The organism is Burkholderia ubonensis (assembly GCF_001718695.1).
Lineage (GTDB): Bacteria > Pseudomonadota > Gammaproteobacteria > Burkholderiales > Burkholderiaceae > Burkholderia > Burkholderia ubonensis_B.
On record NZ_CP013421.1, the window covers coordinates 685992 to 710342 of the forward strand.

Sequence of the window (24351 nt, forward strand, 5' to 3'; positions counted from 1 at the left end):
ACCCTCACGCCGCCATCGCCCGGCACATCGCCGCGCAGGCTTCGCAGGCCTGCGCGCAGCGCCGGCAGTGCTCGTGCGCATGGCGGCCGCATTCGGCCGCGCACGCATCGCACGCCTGCGCGCACAACGCGCACACTTGCGGCGCGAGCGTGCTGCGCCGTGCCATCGCGCCCGACGCGACGCGGCACAACTGCGCGCATTCGATGTCGAGCGCGATGCAGCGGGCCAACGGGTTCGTGTCGGATTCGGCGAGGCATCCGGCCGCACACGTGTCGCATGCGCGCGCATGCGTCGCACGCGGCGATGCAGTTGTCATAGGAAGCGTTCGTTTCGTTCATCGCAGTACTCCTCGTGATGGTTGCATCGGTCAGGGCGTCAGCTTCACTTTCATCCAGCCGGGCTCGCGCACGTCGAACGCGCGATACGCGTCGATCGCGTTGGTCAGCGGCTCGCGGCACGTGAGCACTGCGGCCGGGTCGAACGCGCCGCTGCGCACCAGCTCGATCAGATGCGGCGTGATGGTCCGGTGATTGCAGTTGCCCATCTTGATCGTCAGGTTGCGGTTCATCGCCTCGCCGATCGGAAACACGCGGGCCTGCGCCGGATACACGCCGATCACCGACACCGTGCCGGCTTTCGCGACCGCGCGCACGGCCCATTGCAGCACCTGCGACGGCCCGTCGCCCGGCACCCAGTTGCGGCCGTCCGGCTTGCGGCGCGGTGCCACCGCGTCGACTTCCGTGTCGAAGGCGCGCGCCGCGTCCGCATCGGCCGCCGCGGGCCCATGCGTGGCGCGCATCGCGTCGACGCCGACCGCATCGATCGCGCGGTCCACGCCGATCCCGCCGGTAAGCCGCAGCACCGCGTCGACCGGATCCTCCTCGGCGAAGTCGATCGTCTCCGCGCCCTGTGCGCACGCCATGTCGAGCCGCGACGCGATGCGGTCGATCGCGAACACGCGGCCCGCGCCCATCAGCTTCGCGCTCGCGATCGCGAACTGGCCGACCGGCCCCGCACCGAACACCGCCACCGTATCGCCCGGCTTGATCTCCGCGAGCTGGGCGCCGAAGTAGCCGGTCGGGAAGATGTCGGACATCAGGATCGCGCGGTCGTCGTCGATCGAATCGGGCAAGCGGATCAGGCTCGCATTCGCAAGCGGCGTGCGCGCGTATTCCGCCTGCAGTCCGTCGAATGCGCCGGTGTCGGCCGGACCGCCAAAGAACGCGGTGCCCGCGCGCGGGCCGCCCGGATTCGCGACGTCGCATTGCGCGGTGTAGCCGGCGCGGCAATACGCGCAGCTGCCGCACGCGATGGTCGACGGGATCAGCACGCGGTCGCCGCGTTTCAGATTGCGCACGTCGCGTCCGACCGCCTCGACGATGCCGACGCCCTCATGGCCCAGAATCGTGCCCGGCTTCATGCCGCCGAGCGTGCCGCGCACCATGTGCAGGTCGGTGCCGCAGATCGCGCTGGCCGTCAGCCGCACGACCGCGTCGGTCGGCTGCGCGAGTTGCGGGTCGGGCACCGTATCGATGCGGATATCGCCGATGCCGTGAAATACCACTGCTTTCATGTCAGGCCCTCCTTGTCGAAAGTGGGAACGGTCCGGGGACCGTCGCACTGTTCGAGCAAAGCACGCGCCTGTTGCGCGCGGGGGGCAACGCAGTGGAGTGATGCAGGTGAAACGTCGATCGCGAAGCACCGATTCAGCGGTCCATCGGCGGCACCGTGGTGATAACGGGCGCCGCCTGCCATCCGACGGGCGCGGCGGTTCAGGCCGTGTCGTGGTCGTGACGCGGATACCGGCGTTCCACGCTATGAGGCGTTTCGTCGGTGACGGGCTTGAGCGCGAAGCGACGTTCGGGCAACGTCTTTTCCGTATGGAACGCCTCGGGATACTCGACACGCAAGCGCTTGATGACATCGTCGAGGAGCATGCCGCCCTGACGCTTCGCCTCCTGCAGTTCCTTACGCGTCGATGCAGGCAGAAAGAACCCACACCCGATGTCGTTCTTCGTGTCACGCCCCTTGCTAGTTCTTGCGATTTCCGTTGGAACGGTGGCAGCACGTCGGCACTTCGCTGCGACGCAGGCCACACGTAGCGAAGCCCTTGAAATCCACGCGTGACATTCAAGGGCTTCCGGGTCGATCGTCGCCTTGCTTACGGGATCGACTTGAAAATCAGTGTACTGCGCGGTGTCGCGCGCAACTGTCAAGCATCTTCAGGATGGGGCCGTGCCAACGTGCGACGCATCGACACAGGCAGCCCGAGGACGAGCATGTGGAGCGCCAACGGCACCAGCACGCCGTCGTCGACGAAACCCAGCACGGGCATCGCGAAGTTGAACGGCTCGAATGCGTACAGCGCGACAACCGCAAGCGCCGGAATCAGCCACACCGGACGATCCGGGTGAGCGAGCGCACCGTACAACACGCGCAGATCGTGTCGCGCAGTTTTCCAGAGCATCAGCAGACGCTTCATCGTGGGATTCTCCGTTATCGAGCCGGTATCTTGATAGTTGCGCGTGCATTCATTTTCGCGGCGCGACGTGAGCCGGCCGCGTCGCGTCTATGATATTCAGCATGACGTATTGTGCCACGGCGATCGGCAGCACCGCCGTGATCAACGCGACGATCTTGCGACGCCGGCTACGCCCGCCCTCAGGCCGCGCCGCGATACCCGTGTCCGGGCGCGAGTAGCTCAACGCCCGCAAGTCGCCGATTCCCTTGCTGTTGTCGTGCATCGCCTTCATCGGCATCAGCGCTCTCCGTTCATGTCGTTCGTCCATGCGAGTTCATTGGATGCGATGCGTCCAATTGCCGTTGTACATAAATCACTCGTGTCATTCTCTATACGGCCCTAACGACGCGCGGCTCGGCCGGTATGCAACGCCACCGACCGGCGTGCTTCATGCCGTATTGGTCGGCCCGACGTTAAATGCCGCACGGGTTCGGCATACCAGCAAGGGACTGAAACCATCGGACGCCCCGCCCGCCGAAGCTGCCCGGCCGAAGCGCACCGCCGATCGCGGCAACGGCTCCCGGCGGCCTCCGCATTCCCCCCCTCATGTTCCAAAGATCCGTCGAAACTGCTAGATTGCAGGCTCGACGCTGTTACGCAGCGCGCGCAACGAAGCCGGGCGAATGCACAGCACCCGCCGCCCATGCGCGCACGACGTCCTTCATTCGCATGTCACACAGCCCAAAGAGAACCGTCGCATGACTCAGTCCAACCGTTCGTCTGCGTGTGCCGCGATCTGCGCGGCCCGCGCGTCCCGACATGATTGACCGCCAGCCCGCGATGCAGACCGGCTCCCCGCTCCCGCAGGCCGTCCACAGTCCGATCACGCGCAGCGCGATCTTCGTCGTGGCAACCGTGAACCCCGGCGCCGGCCACGCGGACACGATCCGCGCGTGGTGCGGCGACATCGCCGCCCTCGTCCGCTCGGTCGGCAAGCGCGTGCCGTCCGGCAACCTGTCGTGCGTGTGCGGCTTCGGGGCCGATGCCTGGGATGCGCTGTTCGGCGCGCCGCGGCCCGCGTCGCTGCATCGGTTTCGCGAATTCGGCGCGGGGCAGCGCGTCGCCGTATCGACGCCCGGCGACATCCTGCTGCACGTCCGGGCCGACGCGATGGATCTGTGCTTCGAACTCGCGACCCAGCTGGTCGGGCGCCTCGGCGACGCGGTGCAGTTCGTCGACGAAGTGCACGGCTTCCGCAATTTCGACCAGCGCGCGATGATCGGCTTCGTCGACGGCACCGAAAACCCGGACGGGCGCGAAGCGGTCGACTTCACCGTGATCGGCGACGAGGACCCGGAATTCGCCGGCGGCAGCTACGTGATCGTGCAGAAGTACCTGCACGACATGGCCGGATGGAATGCGCTTCCGGTCGAAACGCAGGAGCGCATCATCGGCCGCACCAAGCTGTCGGACATCGAGCTCGACGCCGCGCTCAAGCCGTCGTCGTCGCACAGTTCGCTGACGACGCTGGTCGAGAACGGCGAGGAGGTGAAGATCCTGCGCGACAACATGCCGTTCGGCCGTCCCGGCGCGGGCGAGTTCGGCACCTACTTCATCGGCTATGCGCGCTCGCCCGCCCCGATCGAACAGATGCTCGAGAACATGTTCGTCGGCCGGCCGCCCGGCAACTATGACCGGCTGCTCGATTACAGCCGCGCGGTGACGGGGTCGCTGTTCTTCGTGCCGTCGGCGGACCTGCTCGACGCACTCGCAACGCGCGCCGCACCGGCCGCCGATGCCGTTCAGCCGGCCGCCTCCCCGTCGACCGAGCCGGCTTCCGACGGCTCGCTGAAAATCGGATCGCTCAAAGGAACCCACCCGCATGAATAACCTGCACCGCGAACTCGCCCCCATCTCCGCAGCCGCCTGGGCGCAAATCGAAGAGGAGGTGGCCCGCACCTTCAAGCGCTCGGTCGCCGGCCGGCGCGTCGTCGACGTCGAGGAGCCGGGCGGCGTCGAGCTGTCGGGCGTCGGCACGGGCCACCTGCACACCATCGCCGCACCGCGCGAGCGCGTCGGCGCGAAGCTGCGCGAGGTCAAGGCGCTCGTCGAATTCACCGTGCCGTTCGAACTGCGGCGCGATGCGATCGACGCCGTCGAGCGCGGCGCGCGCGACGCCGACTGGCAGCCGGCGAAGGACGCCGCGCAGTGCCTCGCATTCGTCGAGGACAGCGCGATCTTCGACGGCTATCCGGCCGCGGGCATCGTCGGCATCCGCGAGGCGACGTCGAACCGCAAGATCGCGCTGCCGAGCGACGTCGGCACATACCCGGGCGCGATCGGCGACGCAGTCGAGGCGCTGCGGCTCGCGGGCGTCGACGGCCCCTATTCCGTGCTGCTCGGCGCGGACGCGTACACGGCGCTCGCCGAGGCGCGCGAGCACGGCTATCCGGTCCTCGATCACATCAAGCGGATCGTCAGCGGCGAGATCGTGTGGGCGCCCGCGCTCAGCGGCGGCTGCGTGCTGTCGATGCGCGGCGGCGACTTTGCGCTGCATCTCGGCGAAGACGTGTCGATCGGCTATCGCAGCCACAACGACGAAGTCGTGCATCTGTACTTGCGCGAAACGTTCACGTTCCTGATGCTGACGAGCGAAGCATCGGTGGCCGTCACGCCGCAGGGCAGCGCCGCCGTCTGACGTCGGCTCTGCGCGCGACGGCCTTACTCGGCGTCGCACGCATCGGGCGCCTCGCCGGGGTGGCCCGGCGACGACGGCGGGCAGCCATGCGATCCGATCGCACGGCAACCACCCGCGACGAAGCGCACGGCATGGCCGGTTCGCACCGGCCATGCCTCATCGCCCGCCACCACGGCGACCGCCGCTTCGCCCGACCCTCTCTGCACTCACCGCGTCACCGCGCCGACGACGACGGCAACTGCGCGCCCGTCTGCCGGCGCCGGTACGCGCTGTCGCGCGTCGCGAGCCAGTAGTACAGCGGCGAGGTCAGCAAGAGGCCAACCAGCCACGACAGATCCGCGCCGCCCATATGCGCGGGAATCGGACCCGCGTACATCGGCGTATTCATGAACGGAATCTGCACGACGATCCCGATCGCATACGCGAGCAGCGCCTGCGGATTGAAGCGGCCGTACACGCCGCCGTCCGCGGTGAAGATCGCGTCGATGTCGTACTTGCCCTTGTGAATCACGTAGAAGTCGATCAGGTTGATCGCCGTCCACGGCACCAGCACCACGAGCAGCGCGAGCACCAGATCGACGAGATTGCCGACGAAGTTCGTCGACGCGCCGATCGCCGCGTAGCAGCAGCCGACGAAGATCACGACCGACAGCACGGCGCGCGCCTTCGCGGTCGGAATCCAGCGGTACGCGAAGGTCTGCACCGACGTGATGACCGCGAGCACCGCGCCGTACAGGTTCAGCGCGTTGTGGCTGATCACGCTCAACAGGAACAGCACCAGCATCAGCGGGCCGAGCGGGCCGGTCGCCTGCTTGACGGCGTCCATCGTGTCGACGCCGGCCGGCACCGCGAGCGCCGCGACCGCGCCGAAGATGAACGCAAGCGTCGAGCCGATCGTGCAGCCGAGATAGGTGGCCCAGAACGTCGACGCGACGCCGACGTCTTCCGGCAGATACCGCGAATAGTCCGACACGTACGGCGCGAACGCGATCTGCCACAGCGCCGACAGCGAGACCGTCGCGAGCCAGCCCGCGAAGTCGAAGCCGCCGCGCGTGAAGAAATCGGCGGTGCTCACGTGCGACAGGATCATCCAGAAGCCGACCAGGATGCCGATGCCGAGCACCCACGTGCCGATCCGGTTGAGGATGTGGATGAACCGGTAGCCGACGATCCCGATCAGCCCCGAGCCCACCGCGCCGATCACGATCCCGACGGGCACCGGCACCGACGATGCGATGCCGTGCACCGACTTGCCGGCCAGCACGATGTTCGATGCGAAGAAGCCGACGTACATCACCGCCGCGATCACCGTGACCAGCAGCGCGCCCCACGAGCCGAACTGCGCGCGGCTCTGGATCATCTGCGGAATGCCCATCTGCGGGCCTTGCGCCGAATGCAGCGCCATCAGCACGCCGCCCACCGCCTGCCCGACGACGATCGCGACGATCGCCCACATCAGGTTCAAATGAAACAGCTGCACGCCGAGCGCGCCGGTCACGATCGGCAGCGGCGCGATGTTGCCGCCGAACCAGAGCGTGAACAGGTCGCGCACGTTGCCGTGGCGTTCCGCGGGCGGCACGTAGCCGATCGTGTGCTTCTCTATCATCGATGACGCGTTGCGATCCGCGGTCGTCATGGTCAAGTCTCCTGTCGTGCGCAGTAACGCGCGCCTGCCGTGTCGGCCGGCGCGCGAGCGTGCGTGCCGGCAATCAGGTCCGGATGCGCGGCGAGGCGCAGCACGTGCGCGCATTTGTCGCGATCCGGATTGGAGACGATGGTGCGCCACGCGCGTCGCGACACGAAAATACTAAAAATATTTCCGAGACATACGAAAAAGCTCTGCAGGGGAAATTTCGGCGCCGCGCGGGTTCGGGTAAGGTGCTACGCATCCAGCGGACAGCATGCGCTGCGCGGCGGCACGCGCCGCCGCGGCGCGTATCAGAGGTGCTCGTGGCTCACTACACTTTGCGGCAACTGAAATATTTCGTGACGACGGTGGAGTCCGGCAGCGTCGCCGAGGCGTCGCGCCAGCTGTTCATCGCGCAGCCGTCGATCTCCAGCGCGATCAAGGGGCTCGAGGAAAGTTTCGGCGTGAAGCTGTTCATCCGCCATCACGCGCAGGGCGTGTCGCTGACGCCGGGCGGCACGCGTTTCTACCGCAAGGCGCAGGAGCTGCTGCGCATCGCGCACGAGTTCGAACAGAACGCGCTGGCCGACAACGACGTCGTGACCGGCCAGATCGATATCGGCTGCTTCGAGACGGTCGCGCCGCTCTATCTGCCGCAGCTGATCGCCGGCTTTCGCGAGCGCTATCCGGGCGTGAACATCCGGCTGCGCGACGGCGAGCAGCACGAGCTCGTACAGGGGCTCACCGCCGGCACGTTCGACCTCGCGTTCCTGTACGACCACGACCTCGACGGGACGATCGAGACCGAGCCGCTGATGCCCGCGCAGCAGCCGTACGTGCTGCTGCCGGAGAACCACCGGTTCGCGGAACAGACGCACGTGTCGCTGCGCGAGCTGAGCGTCGAGCCGATGATCCTGCTCGACGTGCTGCCGAGCCGCACCTATTTCGTCAGCCTGTTCCGCGAGCTCGGGCTCACGCCGAACATCGTGTTCGCATCGCCGTCGATCGAGATGGTGCGCGGGATGGTCGGACAGGGCTTCGGTTTCTCATTGCTCGTCACGCGCCCGCATTCCGAATACACCTACGACGGCCGGCGCGTGGTGACGGTCGATCTCAGCGAAACGGTGAGCCCGTCGGGGCTCGTGAGCGCGCGGCTCAAGCGCGGGCAGCTCACCAAGCAGGCGCAGTCGTTCGTCGACTTCTGCCGCCAGCGGCTTGCGCAGATCGTCGAGCAGACGGGCCGGTAGAAACGTGCGGCCGCCGCGACGATCACGCGGACGCAGCGACGTGCGAGACGAGACGCCCCAACATCGCGTCGCATCCGTGCAGCTGTTCGAGCGTGACGAACTCGTCGGGCTTGTGCCCCTGGTCCATGCTGCCCGGCCCGCACACGACGGTTGGCATGCCGGCCGCGCCGAACAATCCGCCCTCGGTGCCGAACGCGACCGTGCCGAATGCGTCGGAACCGCTGAGCATCGCGATCAGCCGCGCCGCGTCGCTGTCCGGCGCCGTGGCAAGCCCCGGATAGGCGCCGAGCGCTTGCAGACGGATATCGGTGTCGGGCTGCACCGCGCGCATCCTGGGCAACAGCTCGCCTTGCGCGTACTGCTGCAACTGGCTCGGCACGTCGTGCGCGTCGAAGCTCGGCAGCGCCCGCACCTCGAAATCAAATTCGCATTCGGCCGGCACGATGTTCAGCGCGCGGCCGCCGCTGATCAAGCCGGTCTGCACGGTCGAGAACGGCGGATCGAAGCGCTCGTCGCGATGCTCGGGCCGCGCGAGCGCCGCACCGATTTCGCCGAGCCGGGCGATCAGCTTCGCCGCGTAGTCGATCGCGTTGACGCCGAGCGGCGCATACGCGGAGTGGCACGCCGCGCCCTTCACGTGACACCGCATCGCGAGCTTGCCCTTGTGGCCAAGCACCGGCTGCAGCCCGGTCGGCTCGCCGATCACGCACACGCGCGGGCGATGCTCGCGCCCGGCGAGCGCTTCGAGCATCGGCCGAACGCCGACGCAACCGATCTCCTCGTCGTACGACAGCAGCAGATGCACCGGTGTATGCAGCGGCCGAGCGACCAACGCCGGCACGGCCGCGAGCATCGACGCGATGAAGCCTTTCATGTCGGCCGTGCCGCGCCCGTACAGGCGGCCGTCGCGCTCGGTCAGCCGGAACGGCTCGACCGTCCAGGCCTGCCCGTCCACCGGCACCACGTCCGTATGCCCGGAAAGCGCGATGCCGCTGCGATCGCGCGGCCCGATCGTCGCGTACAGGCTCGCCTTGGTGCCTTCCGCGTTGTAGAACAGCTCGCTCGTCACGCCGTAGCCGTCGAGATAGTCGCGGATGAAGTCGATCATCGCGAGATTCGAATCGCGGCTGACCGTCGCGAAGCCGACCAGCCGCGCCAGCAGCATACGGCTCGACGTGTCACTCATCGCCGGGCACTCCGTAGCTCGGTGCGGCGGTCGGGTTCAGCGCGCGCGTCTGGTAATCCTGCATCTGCGGGCGATACGCGCGCCACAGCGCATCGAGCTGCCCGATCGGATCGGCATCGGCCCAGTCGACGCGCAGGTCGACGATCGGCCAGGTCACGTCGCCGGCCACCGTCAACGCCGCCGAATGCACCGGGCCGGCCTCGCCGCCCGCCGCGACCGCCGCATGCAGCGCGGCGAGCAGGCGCTCGGCCAACAGCCCCGGCGCCTGTTCGAACGCACGCGCCATCGCGTCGATCACGGCCGGCGCGGTCAGCAGGTTGCCGGCCGCCACGCATTGCTCGCCTTGCACCGCGTGATGCGTGCCGAGCGCCTCGCTGCCGGTGAAGCACGCGGTGCGGCCCTGCGCATCGATCGCCGTCACCTGTCGATACTGGCTCCAGCCGTTCGCGTTCAGCGCGCGATCGAGCGCGGCGGCCGGCGCCAGTTGCTGATGCTCGATCAGATCGAGGGTCTGCGGGCCGAGCGCGGGCAGCGTGACGTTCTGCGTCGCCACTGCGCCGACACCCGCCCGCACCCATGGGCAGCGCGCGCCCACCGCGATGCTCGACGAGCTGATCGCGATCCCGAGCTGGCCCGTTTCGGCGCAGCGGCCGACGATGGAGAACGTCATTGCGCCTCCCGAGCCTGCGGCTGCGCCGGCTGCCAGTTGTCGGGAATCACGGCGATCACGTCGATCTCCATCAGCCACTGCGGCTGACCGAGCGCCGACACGACGAGCCCCGTCGAGATCGGATAGACGCCCTTCAGCCACTTGCCGACTTCCCGATACACCGGCTCGCGATAACGCGGGTCGATAAGATAGGTGGTCGTCTTGACGATGTGCGTGAGGTCGCTGCCGGCTTCCTCGAGCAGCTGCTTCACGTTGCGCATCGCCTGCTCGGCCTGCGCGCGCGGATCGCCGAGGCCGACGAGGTTGCCGTCGAAATCGGTGCCGACCTGGCCGCGCACGTAGACGGTATTGCCGGCCCTGACGGCCTGGCACAGGTCGTTGTCGAGCGTCTGGTTCGGGTAGGTATCCTTCGTGTTGAACATGCGGATACGGGTGTGGGTGGGCTGGCTCATCGCGGTCCTTCGAATGTCGGTGGGTTCGCGCGCCGCGCCTGCGGCGGCGCGGCGACGTGCGGATGGAGGCGCGCTCGCGGCGCGCCGCGGTTCAGTCGATCGCGTCGACGACCGGGCGCGCAGCGGCCGGTGCGAGGCGCGCGTCGTCCTGCCGGGCGCTCGCGTGGCCGCGCCGTTGCGCTGCGTCGTGATAGTCGACGTACTTGCGCTGCGTGGCGATGTGGTCGGCGATGTGCTTCGCGTCGTGCCACACGCCCCAGATGAAGCTGGAGCCGCGTCGCGACAGCCACGGCAGCCCGACGAAATAGATGCCCGGCTCCTTCGACACGCCGCGCTGATGCTGCGGCTTGCCGTTCGCGTCGAACGCATCGACGTTCAGCCAGCCGTAGTCCGTCGCGTAGCCGGTCGCCCATACGATCGACGTCACGCCCGCGCCGGCGAGGTCGAGCGACAGGAGCGGGTTCGTCACGCATGCCGGATCGGGCAGGATGCGACGCGCCTGCGGCTCGGCGGGCAGCTCGAGCCCGTTGCGGGCCGCATACGCATCGGCCGCGTCGAGCAGCGACAGATAATTGTCGTCGCCGCGCGCGAGATTGATCGCGAGATCGGGCTCGAACGCCGCGACGCCGCCGTCGAACGATTTCGTCAGCCCGACCAGCGTCACGCCCCGATTCGCGAGCGCACGAAAATCGACCGTGTGGCCGCCGCGCGCGCCGCTCACGGCGATCGTCACGTGTTCGCGGCCGGGCGTCGCCGCTTCCTTGTCCCATTCACCGAGCACGCCGAGCCACCAGCAGAAGTCGCGGCCGCGATACGCGCGCGGCGGACGATCGTGCGGGCCGACCGACAGATACACCTGCCGGCCGGCGCGCTGCAGCTCGTCGGCGATCTGCACGCCCGACGAGCCCGCGCCGACCACCAGCACGGCGCCGTCCGGCAACTGCGCCGGATTGCGATAGTGCGCGGAATGGATCTGGTGGATGCGTGCATCGTCGGGTGCGATCGGCGGAATGACCGGGCGCTGGAACGGCCCCGTCGCGACCACCACGCGCGTCGCCTCGATCGTGCCGTCGGACGTCTCGACGACGAAGCCCGGCTTGCCGGCGTTACGCACGACGTTCTTCACGTCGACGCCGGTGCGAATCGGCGCGTCGATCTTGCGCGCATAGGCGTCGAAGTAATCGGCGACCTGATCTTTGGTTGCGAACGCATCGGGATCGAGGCCCGCGAATTCCAGGCCGGGGAAGCGGTCGTGCCATGCGGGGCCGTTCGCGACCAGCGAATCCCAGCGCGCGGTGCGCCAGCGCTCGGCGATGCGGTCGCGCTCGAGCACGAGATGCGGCAAGCCCAGCTTGCCCAGATGCTCGCTCATCGCGACGCCGGCCTGTCCGGCGCCGACCACCAGCGTATCGATCGAAGTTGTTTCCACTGCCACGGCTGTCTCCTTGAAGTGCGGCCCGCTGCGCTGCGCGTGTCGTCGCGCGACCGGGAACGGAGACATTCTGCTGACACGCCGACGCGTGCGAAACGATCATTTTTGTGGTTGTTGACGAGCAAAAAGCTTGGGGCGACGGAGCGCGAACGGCCGCGGCCGGCGCGCTGCGCTATACTTGCGCGATGGAAACCCGACCTGCCTCGCCGAACCTGCATCGTTGGTGGCACGCCTGATTCCGGCGGCCCGTTTCCCCACGCATATCGCAAACGTGATGCCGCCAGTCTTGGCGGCATCGTCGTTTCTGCGGCTGCGTCATGGTTGAAGGCGGCGATAACCCGGAGCCCACTCGTCATGACGCACCCTGCCCGACCGATCATCCTGACCGGCGACCGCACCACCGGCCCGCTTCACCTCGGCCACTACATCGGCTCGCTGCGCGCCCGCGTGCAGATGCAGCACGACGCGACGCAATTCCTGCTGCTCGCCGACACGCAGGCACTCACCGACAACATGGGGCGCCGCCAGCGCGTCACGGAAAACGTGATCGAAGTCGCGCTCGACTATCTTGCGGTGGGCATCGACCCAGCGAAGTCGACCATCGTCATCCAGTCGCAGGTGCCGGAACTGGCCGAGCTGTCCCAGTACCTGCTCAACCTCGTGACGGTCGCGCGCCTCGAGCGCAACCCCACGATCAAGGAGGAAATCCGCCTGCGCGGGTTCGAGCGCGACATCCCGGCGGGCTTCCTGACCTATCCGGTCAGTCAGGCGGCCGATATCACGGCGTTCAAGGCAACGCACGTGCCGGTGGGCGACGACCAGCTGCCGATGATCGAGCAAACCAACGAGCTGGTGCGCCGCTTCAACAACACCGTCGACCGGCCGGTGCTGGTCGAATGCGAAGCGTTGCTGTCGCCGGTCACGCGCTTGCCCGGCATCGACGGCAAAGCCAAGATGAGCAAGTCCCTCGGGAACGCGATCGCGCTGGGCGCCACGTCGGACGAAATCACGAAGGCGGTCAACAGCATGTACACGGACCCGAACCACTCGCGCGTCAGCGACCCGGGCCAGGTGGAAGGCAACGTCGTGTTCGCGTTTCTCGATGCGTTCGAGCCGGACACGCAGAAGGTGGACGAGCTCAAATCCCGCTATCGCCAAGGCGGACTGGGCGACAGCGTGGTCAAGCGCGTGCTGAACGAGCGGCTCCAGTCGCTGATTGAACCGATTCGCGCACGCCGTCGCGAATTCGAAGCCGACAAGGCAGAGGTGATGGCGATTTTGAAGCGCGGCACGATGCATGCACGCGGCGTCGCAAGCACCACGCTCGCGCAGGTGAAGCGCGCGATGGGGCTCACGTACTTCGATTGAGCCGGCGCTTGGGCGCTCGTGAGCCACGGGCGCCGCACGGCGCCCGGACGGCTCACAAGGTCGCCTGCCGCCGCGCGCGAAGCCTTAGTCGACGAGCAGCTCCGCGCCGCGGCGCGACACGCTTCGCGCCAGTTGCTCGGCCGGCTGCGGCCGTGCGAGCAGGAACCCTTGCACCTGGTGGCAGCCGATCTCCTGCAGAAACGCGAGCTGCTTCTCCGTCTCGACGCCCTCCATGACGACGTCGAGGCCGAGCGCGCGCCCCATCGCGACGATCGCGCGCACGATCGCGTCGTCCGGGCTGTCCGTGCCGCAGTCGGCGAGAAACGACCGGTCGATCTTCAGCGTATCGACCGGCAGGTCCTTCAGATACACGAGCGACGAATAGCCGGTGCCGAAATCGTCGATCGCGAGGCTGATCCCCCGGGTCGCCAGCTCCCGCAGCAGAATGCCGATTTCCTCGCGCGTGTTCATCGCCATGCTTTCGAGCAATTCGAGCTGCAGGTATTCGGGCGGCAGCGCGGTCTCGCTGAGTATGGTCGTCAGGTCGGCGAGGAAGCTGTCGGCGAAGCACTGCCGCGCCGACACGTTCACCGCGATGCGGCCGAATTCGAAGCCTTCGTCGAGCCACCTGCGCGCCTGCCGGCATGCTTCGCGCAGCACCCACTTGCCGATCGGCACGATCAGCGCGGATCGTTCCGCGAGCCCGATGAACTCGCCCGGCGGCACGAGCCCCTTGTGCGGATGCAGCCAGCGCAGCAGCGCCTCGACGCCGACGATCCTGCCGCTCGACAGATCGTATTGCGGTTGGTAAAACAGGCGGAATTCGTTCTGCTCGAGCGCGCGGTGCAGTTCGCCGAGCGTTTCGAGCTGCTCCATCGCCGACGACGTCATCTTGCTCTCGAAGAACTGGAAGACGTTCCTGCCCCGGCTCTTCGCGCCGTACATCGCCTGATCCGCGAGCAGCATCAACTGCTCCGCCTCGGTGCCGTCGTCGGGATAGATGCTGATGCCGATGCTCGGCGTCACGAAGATCTCGCGGCCGCCGATGTCGATCGCCTGCCCCACTTCATCCAGCAGCTTGCGCGCAATCCGCCCGACGTCGCGGACATCGTCGAACTCCTCGAGCACGAGCGCAAATTCGTCCCCGCCCATGCGCGCCACCGTGTCGCTCGCGCGCACGCCCGCGACGATCCGGCCGGCCACCACCTTCAGCACTTCGTCGCCGGCGTTGTGGCCGAGCGTGTCGTTGACGAGCTTGAAGCGATCGAGATCGACATACATCACCGCGACCTTGCGGCTGCGCCGCTTCGCCTGAACGATCGCATGCGCCAGCCGCTCCTCGAAAAGCGTCCGGTTCGCGAGGCCGGTGAGCACGTCGTGCGTGGCGAGGTAGCCCAGCCGCTCCTCCGCCTGACGCCGCTGGGTGATGTCGGAGAAGATCGCCGCGTAATTCGAAATCTGGCCGTCGTTGTCGCGAATGCTGGTGATCGTCAGGTACTCGAGGAACAGCTCGCCGGATTTCCGGCGGTTCCAGATTTCGCCCTGCCAGTGGCCGTCGGTCGTGAGCGAATGCCAGAGCTTCCGGTAGAAATCCGGCGTCTGGCGGCCGGAACTCAGCAGGCTCGGATCACGCCCGACCACTTCGTCCTCCGTGTACCCGGTCAGGCGCGTGAACGCCTGGTTCACGCGCTCGATCCTGGCGTGCCGGTCGGTCACCATGATGCCTTCGAGCGCCGACTCGAAGACCCGGTCGGCCATGCGCAGGTTGAAGCGCGCGAGGCCGAGCGCCTCGTCGCGCTCGCGCAACGCGCTGCGAAGCTCGTTGACGTATTCGTGCTCGATGCCCAGCAGCACGTCGGCGAAGCCGAGCAGGCCGGTGAGCCGCCCTTCCTCGTCGCAGATGCCGACGTGCCGCATGTTGTGCTCGGTCATGAAGCGCTGCGCCGCATACAGGCTCTGCTTCGTGGCCAGCATCTGCAGCGGCCTGCTCGCGCATGCGCCCACCGCACCTCGCACGCCGCTCTGAGCCAGCAGCCGGACGATGTCGCGCTCGGTCAGGATGCCGTGCTCGCCGTCGTCGTAGACGACGAGGACGGCGTCGAGCTTCTCCGCGCGCATCCGCGCGACGACATCATGCAGCGCGACATGCTCGGGCACCATGACGGGCGAATGGACGCGGATCGATTCGATCGGCTTCAGGCGCAGGAAGAACTCGGCCCCCTGGTTCACCACGACGTCGGTCTGGGTCAACACGCCGATCGCAACGCCGTCCCTGACGACGACGAAGTGACGCACGCCCGACTGCTTGAATTTCACCGCCGCTTCGCCGAGCGGCGTACTGGCCTCCAGCGTCAGCACCGGGCTGCTCATCACCTCGCCGACCGGCCGGTCGAGCGCCTGCGGGCTGTCCCCGGCCGCCAGCGCGTCCTGCTCGGTCCAGATGCCGACGGCCTCGCGCTCCTCCATCACGACGATCGAACTGCAACGCTCGGCGAAGATGCGTCGGGCGACCTCTCGCACCGGCGTGGCAGGGTCGCAGGACAGGATCTGACGCGCGACGAGGCGTCCAATCGGAACATCGTAGCTGTTCGGGTACATTCTCTAATCAACACGAAAAGTCCTCGCCGGCGCACTTCGATCGGGCACCCTGCGGGCTCGCCTGCAACGGCAGGCAAGATGTGATTGCATTTGCGCCGAACGGTTGCCTGCTCAACGGCCTTGAAGGCGACCGGCCGACCGGTCGCCGTCGCGACGAGCGCGACACTTTTGCGCGGCGCGTTGGCCATTCCATCGTTCGGCACATCCATACGCCGGCGTACGGCCCCATCGAGAGCGGCCATCCCGGGTTAACGGCAGGTTCGGACAAGAGTTGAGTGCCGCGGCGACATTTACAGGGCGGCGCGGCGAAATGTAGCGCTGCCGCGTGACGGGCGCACTTCCGGCAGCGGTCGCCTTCGGCGCCGCTGCCGCCGCGCACGGTCGTCGTGGGTCGGCCCCGCGTCACGCGGCCGCGCTGCGCGCGCCGAACAGCGCCGCGACCAGGTCGGCCTCGTCGAGTTGCTCGAGCCACCAGCTCAATGCGCGCCCGGCCTTGTCCTCCCGCCAGCCGAGATAGCAGTTCGTATGCTCGCGCACGCCCGTCAGCCGCCGCTCGACGAGCTTGCCCTGACGAATCGGCTCCTCGGCGACGGGCGCCGGCAGCATGCCGACCGCGAGGCCTTCGCACAGCAGCTCGAGCTTGGCGGCCAGCGTCGGCACGACGATGACCGGCTGCCCGTCGTGGACGGCCACCGACTTCGGTTCGAGGTCGCGCGACGTGTCGCTGATCACCACGCCGCGATGGCCCGAAATGACGCCGCTGTCGAGCGGTGCGTCGAGCGCGGCGAGCGGATGCTGCGGCGCGACGACGAACACGTGGCGCAACACGCCGATCGGTCTTGCGGCGAGGTTCGGCGCGTGCGGCGGCTCCCCGGCCGCGCCGATTGCGATATCGGCACGCCCGGACACGAGCGCGTCCCACACGCCGCCGAGCACTTCGGTCGAGAAACGCAGCCGCGTCGTCATCTGCAGCGCGTAGAACGCGCGCACGTGGGGCCACAACGACGCAAGCGGCAGGATTTCGTCGACGCACAGGCGCAGCTCCGCCTCCCATCCCGCATGGACGCCGCGGACGCGGTCCTCCAGCTCGCGCCCGGCGCGCAGCAGGCGGCGGCCGTCGTCGACCAGCAGACGGCCCGCGTCGGTCAGCTGCGCGCGCCGCCCGCTGCGATCGAACAGCGTGACGCCAAGCTCGCTCTCGGTCTTCTGCACCAGATAAGTCAAGGCGGACGGCACGCGGTGGAGCAGCACGGCCGCTTCCGCGAACGTGCCCGTGCGGTCGATGGCATCGAGCGCCTCCATGACCTCAAACGACAACTTCACAACGATCACCTTTCAGGTAGGCCCGCGGCGATCCGGACGCCGGTCCGGACGCCGGTCCGACACCGGCCGGGCGCCCGGCCGCCGGCACGCGCGGCGGCCCGGCGCGGCCGTTCGCCCCGTGGCGCCACGGGGCGCCACGGGGCGCCACGGGGCGCCACGGGGGCGTCATTTTGGCAGCGGCGGCGACGCTTTTCCACCAGATTCGTCCGCTCATCCGCACGCACGGCCGGCTCGCCGGGCGCCCGGCCCGCGCCGGCCGCCGCCTTCGTGCGCACCGATGCGTTGCCGCATCGCGGCGAAGACGCGACGCGCCAACCGCTGCCGCGGCAACCAACTCTTATATAAGACATAAGACATTTGACGCTTGACCACATTGCGACTACAATTGCGTCCAAGCATTGACGCAGTATCCGGAATAGCAGCCCCGGCGTACCTGGAAAGGCCTTCCCCTGAAACTCAACATCAGCAGGTCCCCCATGCTTGAAAACTTTCGTGCTCACGTGGCCGCCCGCGCCGCGCTCGGTATTCCTCCCCTGCCGCTGACGGCCCAGCAGACCGCCGAACTGGTGGAGCTGCTGGCGAATCCGCCCGCAGGCGTTGAGCAGACCCTGCTCGACCTGATCACCCACCGCGTGCCGGCCGGCGTCGATGAAGCTGCCCGCGTGAAGGCCGGCTTCCTGGCTGCCGTGGCCAAGGGCGAGACCGCCTGCCCGCTGATCTCGCGCGCTCGCGCCACCGAGCTGCTCGGCACGATGCTGGGCGGCTACAACATCCAGCCGCTGATCGAGCTGCTGTCCGATGCCGAAGTGGGCGCCGTAGCCGCCGACGCGCTGAAGAAAACCCTGCTGATGTTCGACCAGTTCCACGACGTGAAGGAACTGGCCGACAAGGGCAACGCGCACGCGAAGGCCGTGCTGCAAAGCTGGGCCGACGCCGAATGGTTCACGAGCCGTCCGGAAGTGCCGCAAAGCCTGACGATCACCGTCTTCAAGGTGACGGGCGAAACCAACACCGACGACCTGTCGCCGGCGCCGGACGCCACCACCCGCCCGGACATCCCGATGCACGCGCTGGCGATGCTGAAGAATGCACGTCCCGGCATCACCCCGGAAGAGGACGGCAAGCGCGGCCCGGTCAAGTTCATCGAGTCGCTGAAGGAAAAGGGCCACCTGGTCGCGTACGTGGGCGACGTGGTCGGCACCGGCTCCTCGCGCAAGTCGGCCACCAACTCGGTGCTGTGGTTCACCGGCGAAGACATCCCGTTCGTGCCGAACAAGCGCTTCGGCGGCGTGTGCCTGGGCGGCAAGATCGCCCCGATCTTCTACAACACGATGGAAGACGCCGGCGCGCTGCCGATCGAGCTCGACGTGTCGCAGATGGAAATGGGCGACGTGGTCGAACTGCGCCCGTACGAAGGCAAGGCGCTGAAGGACGGCAAGGTCATCGCCGAATTCCAGGTGAAGTCCGACGTGCTGTTCGACGAAGTGCGCGCCGGCGGCCGCATTCCGCTGATCATCGGCCGCGGGCTGACCGCGAAGGCGCGTGAAGCGCTGGGCCTGGCTCCGTCGACGCTGTTCCGCCTGCCGCATCAGCCGGCCGACAGCGGCAAGGGCTTCTCGCTGGCGCAGAAGATGGTCGGCCGCGCGTGTGGTCTGCCGGAAGGCCAGGGCATCCGCCCGGGCACGTACTGCGAACCGAAGATGACTTCGGTCGGCTCGCAGGACACCACGGGCCCGATGACCCGCGACGAACTGAAGGACCTCGCGTGCCTCGGCTTCTCGGCCGACCTCGTGATGCAGTCGTTCTGCCACACCGCCGCTTATCCGAAGCCGGTGGACGTGAAGACGCACCAGACGCTGCCGAACTTCATCAGCACCCGTGGCGGCATCGCGCTGCGTCCGGGCGACGGCGTGATCCACTCGTGGCTGAACCGCATGCTGCTGCCCGACACCGTCGGCACCGGCGGCGACTCGCACACGCGCTTCCCGATCGGCATCAGCTTCCCGGCGGGTTCGGGCCTGGTCGCGTTCGCGGCCGCCACCGGCACGATGCCGCTGGACATGCCGGAATCGGTGCTGGTCCGCTTCAAGGGCAAGATGCAGCCGGGCGTGACCCTGCGCGACCTCGTCAACGCGATTCCGCTGTACGCGATCAAGCAAGGCCTGCTGACGGTCGCGAAGCAGGGCAAGAAGAACATCTTCTCGGGCCGCATTCTCGAAATCGAAGGCCTGCCGGACCTGAAGGTCGAGCAGGCGTTCGAGTTGTCGGATGCGTCCGCCGAGCGCTCGGCCGCCGGTTGCACGGTCCACCTGAACAAGGAACCGATCATCGAATACCTCAACAGCAACGTCACGCTGCTGAAGTGGATGATCGCGCAGGGCTACCAGGACCCGCGCAGCCTGCAGCGCCGCATCACGGCGATGGAGCAGTGGCTGGCCGACCCGCAACTGCTGTCGCCGGATGCCGACGCCGAATACGCGGCCGTCATCGAGATCGACCTGGCCGACATCCACGAGCCGATCGTGGCCTGCCCGAACGATCCGGACGACGTGAAGACGCTGTCCGACGTGGCCGGCGCCAAGATCGACGAAGTGTTCATCGGTTCGTGCATGACCAACATCGGCCACTTCCGTGCCGCGTCGAAGCTGCTGGAAGGCAAGCGCGACATCCCGGTCAAGCTGTGGGTCGCGCCGCCGACCAAGATGGACCAGAAGCAGCTGACCGAGGAAGGCCACTACGGCGTGTTCGGCACGGCCGGTGCGCGCACCGAAATGCCGGGCTGCTCGCTGTGCATGGGCAACCAGGCACAGGTGCGCGAAGGCGCGACGGTCATGTCGACGTCGACCCGCAACTTCCCGAACCGTCTCGGCAAGAACACGAACGTGTACCTCGGCTCGGCGGAACTGGCGGCGATCTGCTCGCGCCTGGGCAAGATCCCGACCAAGGACGAGTACATGGCCGACATCGGCGTGATCAACGCCAACGGCGACAAGATCTACAAGTACATGAACTTCGACCAGATCGAAGACTTCAAGGAAGTGGCCGACACCGTGCAGATCTAAGCGTGCTGTCGAGCTGCGGCGGGTTGCACCTGCCGCAGCGAGATCCGATGGCGCCGCGGTCTCGATGCCTGCGGCGCCATTTTTTTTGTTGCGGGCGGCGCGCGATGCGCCGGGGCGCGCGTCAGACCATCCGGTCGAAAAATGAAGCGATGGACCCAGCCCGCGTCAGGCGAGCCGGCCGACGTCGACAGTCTCGATGAGCCGTTCAATGTCGAGCAGGATCAACATCCGGTCACCGTCCTCGTCCGAGACCGAGCCGAGATCGGTGATGAACCCGGCGTCGCCCATCACCCCGAATTCGGGCGCAGGCCGGCGATCGGCCGGCGCCAGCGCCAGAACGTCGCTCACCGCGTCCACGACGATGCCCACCGTCCGTCGCGCGACGTTCAGGACGATGACGACCGTCGCGTCGTTGTACTCGGCGGATTCCAGCGCGAACTTCAGCCGCAGATCGACGATGGGCACGATCACGTCGCGCAGGTTGATCACGCCCTTGACGAACGCCGGTGCGTTGGCGATGTGCGTCGGGGTTTCGTAGGAGCGGATCTCCTGCACTCGCTGGATGTCGATGCCGTATTCCTCGGCACCCAGCCGGAACGTCACGAACTCCTGCGTGTCTCGCACGGCGGCCTGTCCGCGCGTGCCCTTCGTGTGCGGATCTTCAAGTACTGCGTTCATGAATCTTTCTCCAGTTGTCGATCGGTGACGGTCTGCTCAGAACGTGTGCCAGTCTTCAGTCGCGCCAGCGGCAGCGACTGCCGGCTCGGACGGTCGCGCCACGGGCGCCGTGGCCTTGCCTGCCGCGGCGCGGGGAGCCGGACGCCGTGCCGGCTTCGGCGCAGCCGGAACCGGCTGGCTCGCGCGTGTGCCCTCGACGCGGAAGAAGGCCACCGCTTCGCTCAGCTGACGGCCCTGATCTTCCAGCGAAGTCGAAGCCGCCGCCGCTTCTTCCACCAGCGCCGCGTTCTGCTGCGTGACCTCGTCCATCTGCGTGATCGCCTGGTTGACCTGTTCGATCCCCCGGCTCTGCTCGCCCGAAGCCGCTGCGATCTCGCCCATGATGTCGGTCACACGAGCCACCGCCTGCGTGACTTCGGCCATCGTTTTGCCGGCTTCACCGGCGAGCGCCGAACCGTCCTGAATCTTCTGGACCGAGGCATTGATCAGGTCCTTGATCTCCTTTGCCGCGCTCGACGAGCGCTGGGCGAGACTTCTGACTTCGCTCGCGACCACCGCGAAGCCACGGCCCTGCTCACCGGCGCGCGCCGCTTCCACCGCGGCGTTGAGCGCCAGGATGTTGGTCTGGAACGCAATGCCTTCGATGATCCCGGTGATATCCGCGACTTTCGTCGAGCTCTGGCTAATGTCGGTCATCGTTTCCACGACCTGTCCGACCACGGTGCTGCCTTTCTGTGCAACTTCCGATGCGTTGGCAGCCAGCGCGCTCGCCTGCTGCGCATTCTCCGCGTTCTGCTTCACCGTGGACGTGAGTTCCTCCATGCTCGACGCAGTCTCCTGCAGCGACGACGCCTGCTGCTCGGTGCGCGACGACAGATCCTGGTTGCCCGAAGCAATCTGGCTCGACCCGGTGGCGATATTGTCTGCCGAGGTCCGCACCTGCCCGATCAGCCTCACGAGGCTGGCCTGCATCGCCCCCATTGCGGCAAGCACGCTCCCCGCAGGCGCGTCCTTCGCCCCCACCACCACACTGAGATCGCCGGCGGCCACTCGCTGCGTCACTTCGCCCAGCGCGGCCGGCTCGGCGCCGAGCGCACGCAGCAGGCCCCGCGTAATCAGGACGCCGGCCATCATCGCCATCGCGACCGCCGCCAGACAGATACCGATCAAAAGCATGCGCTGGTTCGAGAATTGATCCTCGGACTGCCTGACCATCTCGGCCGCACGTTCATTGGCAAAGGCCGCATAGTCGTTGGAGGCCTTGATCAGGGTAGAAAGCAGCGGCCGGCATTTGGTGTCGATTTCGGCGATGGCCGCGTCGCGCTGATTGCTCACGGCAAGCCTGTCGATCTCCAGCGCCACCGGGCGATAAAGCGATTCGATGCGTGGAATTTCAGCCGCCAGGCTGCGCTCCCGCTCGCTCATGTCGGGCGCGCTGGCCACCATCGCCTTGAATTTCGTCAGGTTGGCTTCGACTCTCCGCTCGGCGTCGCTGACGGCATTTTTTTCGATCTCGACGTCCGCAGGCGCGGTGACCAGGACGAGGTTGCGTACGGCCATCGCGCGATCGTCGACGGCGGTACGGACGGACGCAGCCATCTGGGCGCGACCGTTGATTCCACTGACGAATCCGGAAAAACGATTGTTCGCCTCGTTCAACGCGTTCAGCGCGAGACCCGATACCACCAGCACCAGCGCCGCCAGCAGGCTGAAGGTCGCCGTGAGCTTCGTACGGACAGTCATTCGTTTGGAACTCATGTTTCATACCCCCATCGATTCAGTTTCGAAGCCTCTGCCGGGATGCTCGGCCGTCATCGAGTTCCCCGCTGCTTGTTGCTTTAACGGGTGCTTCGCAACCATCCTTGAGCGCCTCTATCGTCCCAATCGTTTGCGTCAGGGTTCTGGAGAACCTGATTCATCCGGCGGGCCACGTCATTCCTGGGTGCGCGCGCAAATCACTAGCGTGCGAGTCCTAACCATGAGTCGCTCGGCTGGTCTGGCGTGCAATACACCGGAGGCGTCCGACAATGTCCGGTGCAACCGGCGAATTTGGGCAGGCGACCTTAGCATTGCTTCCGGAGCGAGCCCGTTCGTCGAAGAACCGGAGCCGGCTTCCCTGGGATTCGAAGGGGCAACGCCTGCGAGCGCCGGCCGCCCTATCACCCGACCGTGCTGCTCCAGATCGACGTCGCGGCTGCCTCGATCGCGTGCAGCCGAGCCGTCGCCTGGCGCGACCGTGCCAGCGCGATCTTGAACTGATGGGGTTTGACTGGCCGGCATGCGCCGGACTTCAAGACCGTCGCCGCATTCAGGCGACGCAATGGAGAAGGCAGTCGCAACGACTGCCGACGCTTCGTGTGATTCTGATATGCCGCGAGCCGCAGCCGTTCAGCTGAACCGGAGTATCGTCATGGTGGCTGCAAGGCCCGGCTCGTTGTCGGCGAACTCCAGAAAACCATGGTGCAGCGTCGCCACCGCTTTGACGAGCGCAAGCCCGAGCCCGACGCCCGGCGTTCCCCGGCTTCGGTCGCCGCGATAGAAGCGCTCCGTCACCTTGGACCGTTCGGCAAACGGAATACCGGGCCCGTCATCCGACACCGTGACCTCGATCCGATCGTCGCGCTCACACAGCGACACCTCGACCTCGCCGTTGTCCTGCGCATACTTCAGCGCGTTGTCGATCAGATTGCCGATCGCTTGCGCGAGCAGCAACGGGTCGACCTCGGCCAGCACCTCGGTTTCCGAGCACAGCAACAGCGTCAGCGAAATGCCGCGCAACTCCGCGACCGGCTGATAGAACTCGACGGCATCCGACAGGATGGTCACGACGTCGCTTTTGACGAAACCCGAGCGCCGCACGCCCGCATCGATCTCGGCGAGACGCAGCAGCGCATTGAAAATGCCGATCACGCGGTCCACGTCGGTCATCGCGACTTCGAGCTGGCCCAGCGTGTCTTCGTCGCCCTTCTTGCGCAACCCGAGCAGCAGCACCTCGAGTCTCGAACGCAGTTCGGTGAGCGGCGTGCGCAGATCGTGCGCAATCGCGTTCGACACATTGCGAACACCGTTCAGCACTTCGATCAACGCGTCCTGCGCCTGGATGCGCGTCCTCACCTCTTCTTCGAGCCTCGCGTTCTGTTCCTGCTGCAAGCGTTGCAATGCATGCAGCTGCAGATGCGTCTGCACGCGCACGGCCACTTCTTCCATTTGCAGCGGCTTGGTCACGAAGTCCATCGCGCCGACGCGGAAGCCCGTGATCTTGTCCTCGGTCTGCGTCAGCGACGTCATGAAGATCACGGGGATATCCCGTGTGACCGGATTGTCCTTGAGCGCGCGACAGGTCTGGAAGCCGTCGAGGCCAGGCATCATCACGTCGAGCAGGATCAGGTCAGGCTTGACCAGTTCGGCGCGGCGCAGCGCTTCGTGGCCGTCGCGCGCGACGGCCACGCGCATCCCTTCGGCTTCCAGCGTATCGACGACGAGCCCGAGATTCGCTGCCGTGTCGTCGACCACGAGCACGACGGGCGCGTCCATGTTGTGCTCTCGCAT

At 67.1% G+C, this 24351-nt stretch carries 19 protein-coding genes and 2 pseudogenes; 6 read left to right on the forward strand and 15 right to left on the reverse strand.

Translation table 11 applies throughout. The features are described from left to right. Positions 1-4: 4 nt before the first annotated feature. The 5 genes and pseudogenes from WJ35_RS17920 to WJ35_RS17940 all read right to left on the reverse strand — a co-directional run bounded on the left by WJ35_RS17920 (position 5) and on the right by WJ35_RS17940 (position 2789). Positions 5-338 (reverse strand): annotated as a pseudogene (locus WJ35_RS17920) (four-helix bundle copper-binding protein). Between the two features lie 29 nt (positions 339-367). After that, positions 368-1573, reverse strand: a complete 1206-nt coding sequence (locus tag WJ35_RS17925; RefSeq protein WP_011879834.1) for a zinc-dependent alcohol dehydrogenase — start codon at positions 1571-1573, stop codon at positions 368-370. Positions 1574-1772: 199 nt separating this feature from the next. Then, positions 1773-2216 carry a hypothetical protein gene (locus WJ35_RS32245; RefSeq protein ID WP_224383405.1) on the reverse strand — a complete coding sequence of 148 codons (444 nt, stop codon included), beginning with the start codon at positions 2214-2216 and terminating at the stop codon, positions 1773-1775. Next, entirely contained in the window at positions 2213-2482 is a 270-nt protein-coding gene (locus WJ35_RS17935) for a hypothetical protein (protein ID WP_011879832.1), read from the reverse strand. Before WJ35_RS17935 ends, WJ35_RS32245 begins: the two co-directional genes overlap by 4 nt. A gap of 49 nt (positions 2483-2531) precedes the next feature. Next, entirely contained in the window at positions 2532-2789 is a 258-nt protein-coding gene (locus tag WJ35_RS17940; RefSeq protein WP_043292589.1) for a hypothetical protein, read from the reverse strand. Positions 2790-3280: 491 nt separating this feature from the next. Between WJ35_RS17940 and WJ35_RS17945 the strand changes: the two genes are divergently transcribed. Further along, on the forward strand, positions 3281-4351 hold the full coding sequence (locus tag WJ35_RS17945) for a Dyp-type peroxidase (RefSeq protein ID WP_069239611.1): 1071 nt from the start codon (positions 3281-3283) through the stop codon (positions 4349-4351). Continuing rightward, complete coding sequence (locus WJ35_RS17950) at positions 4344-5159, forward strand: family 1 encapsulin nanocompartment shell protein (protein WP_069239612.1); 816 nt, start codon at positions 4344-4346, stop codon at positions 5157-5159. Before WJ35_RS17945 ends, WJ35_RS17950 begins: the two co-directional genes overlap by 8 nt. A gap of 214 nt (positions 5160-5373) precedes the next feature. Here WJ35_RS17950 and WJ35_RS17960 read toward each other — a convergent pair whose 3' ends face one another. Then, positions 5374-6795, reverse strand: a complete 1422-nt coding sequence (locus WJ35_RS17960; RefSeq protein WP_011879828.1) for a purine-cytosine permease family protein — start codon at positions 6793-6795, stop codon at positions 5374-5376. A gap of 314 nt (positions 6796-7109) precedes the next feature. Here WJ35_RS17960 and WJ35_RS17965 point away from each other — a divergent pair, with 314 nt between their 5' ends. Further along, a complete protein-coding gene (locus WJ35_RS17965) occupies positions 7110-8033 on the forward strand; it encodes a LysR substrate-binding domain-containing protein (RefSeq protein ID WP_043292739.1) in 924 nt (307 codons plus the stop codon). A 22-nt stretch (positions 8034-8055) separates the two neighbouring features. Here WJ35_RS17965 and argE read toward each other — a convergent pair whose 3' ends face one another. The 4 genes from argE to WJ35_RS17985 form a co-directional block, all read right to left on the reverse strand. After that, complete coding sequence (gene argE / locus WJ35_RS17970) at positions 8056-9219, reverse strand: acetylornithine deacetylase (RefSeq protein ID WP_011879826.1); 1164 nt, start codon at positions 9217-9219, stop codon at positions 8056-8058. Further along, positions 9212-9889: a DUF1028 domain-containing protein gene (locus WJ35_RS17975; protein WP_011879825.1), complete on the reverse strand. Its 678-nt coding sequence runs from the start codon at positions 9887-9889 to the stop codon at positions 9212-9214. Before WJ35_RS17975 ends, argE begins: the two co-directional genes overlap by 8 nt. Next, entirely contained in the window at positions 9886-10341 is a 456-nt protein-coding gene (locus tag WJ35_RS17980; RefSeq protein ID WP_011879824.1) for a RidA family protein, read from the reverse strand. The genes WJ35_RS17975 and WJ35_RS17980 overlap by 4 nt, the downstream gene beginning before the upstream one ends. Positions 10342-10432: 91 nt before the next feature. Then, on the reverse strand, positions 10433-11776 hold the full coding sequence (locus WJ35_RS17985) for a flavin-containing monooxygenase (protein ID WP_059567939.1): 1344 nt from the start codon (positions 11774-11776) through the stop codon (positions 10433-10435). Between the two features lie 351 nt (positions 11777-12127). On the opposite strand from WJ35_RS17985, the gene trpS reads away from it, so the two are divergent. Continuing rightward, positions 12128-13141, forward strand: a complete 1014-nt coding sequence (gene trpS, locus WJ35_RS17990) for a tryptophan--tRNA ligase (RefSeq protein ID WP_069239614.1) — start codon at positions 12128-12130, stop codon at positions 13139-13141. Between the two features lie 84 nt (positions 13142-13225). Here the strand turns inward: trpS and WJ35_RS17995 are convergent, their stop codons facing one another. Continuing rightward, positions 13226-15739 (reverse strand): EAL domain-containing protein, encoded by a 2514-nt coding sequence (locus WJ35_RS17995; RefSeq protein WP_069239615.1) that lies wholly within the window; start codon positions 15737-15739, stop codon positions 13226-13228. Positions 15740-16141: 402 nt separating this feature from the next. Continuing rightward, positions 16142-17062: a LysR family transcriptional regulator gene (locus tag WJ35_RS18000; protein ID WP_011879820.1), complete on the reverse strand. Its 921-nt coding sequence runs from the start codon at positions 17060-17062 to the stop codon at positions 16142-16144. Between the two features lie 476 nt (positions 17063-17538). Here WJ35_RS18000 and acnB point away from each other — a divergent pair, with 476 nt between their 5' ends. Then, entirely contained in the window at positions 17539-20124 is a 2586-nt protein-coding gene (gene acnB / locus WJ35_RS18005) for a bifunctional aconitate hydratase 2/2-methylisocitrate dehydratase (RefSeq protein WP_060235607.1), read from the forward strand. Positions 20125-20289: 165 nt separating this feature from the next. On the opposite strand, the gene WJ35_RS18010 is transcribed toward acnB, so the two are convergent. Together WJ35_RS18010 and WJ35_RS18015 are read right to left on the reverse strand one after the other, a co-directional pair. Then, positions 20290-20802 (reverse strand): chemotaxis protein CheW, encoded by a 513-nt coding sequence (locus tag WJ35_RS18010; protein WP_011879818.1) that lies wholly within the window; start codon positions 20800-20802, stop codon positions 20290-20292. A gap of 36 nt (positions 20803-20838) precedes the next feature. Further along, positions 20839-22560: a methyl-accepting chemotaxis protein gene (locus WJ35_RS18015; RefSeq protein WP_043292587.1), complete on the reverse strand. Its 1722-nt coding sequence runs from the start codon at positions 22558-22560 to the stop codon at positions 20839-20841. A gap of 331 nt (positions 22561-22891) precedes the next feature. On the opposite strand from WJ35_RS18015, the pseudogene WJ35_RS32250 reads away from it, so the two are divergent. Further along, positions 22892-23160 (forward strand): annotated as a pseudogene (locus tag WJ35_RS32250) (transposase); the annotation flags it as partial. Between the two features lie 30 nt (positions 23161-23190). Here WJ35_RS32250 and WJ35_RS18020 read toward each other — a convergent pair. Beyond that, positions 23191-24351, reverse strand: a complete 1161-nt coding sequence (locus WJ35_RS18020) for a hybrid sensor histidine kinase/response regulator (RefSeq protein WP_045579547.1) — start codon at positions 24349-24351, stop codon at positions 23191-23193.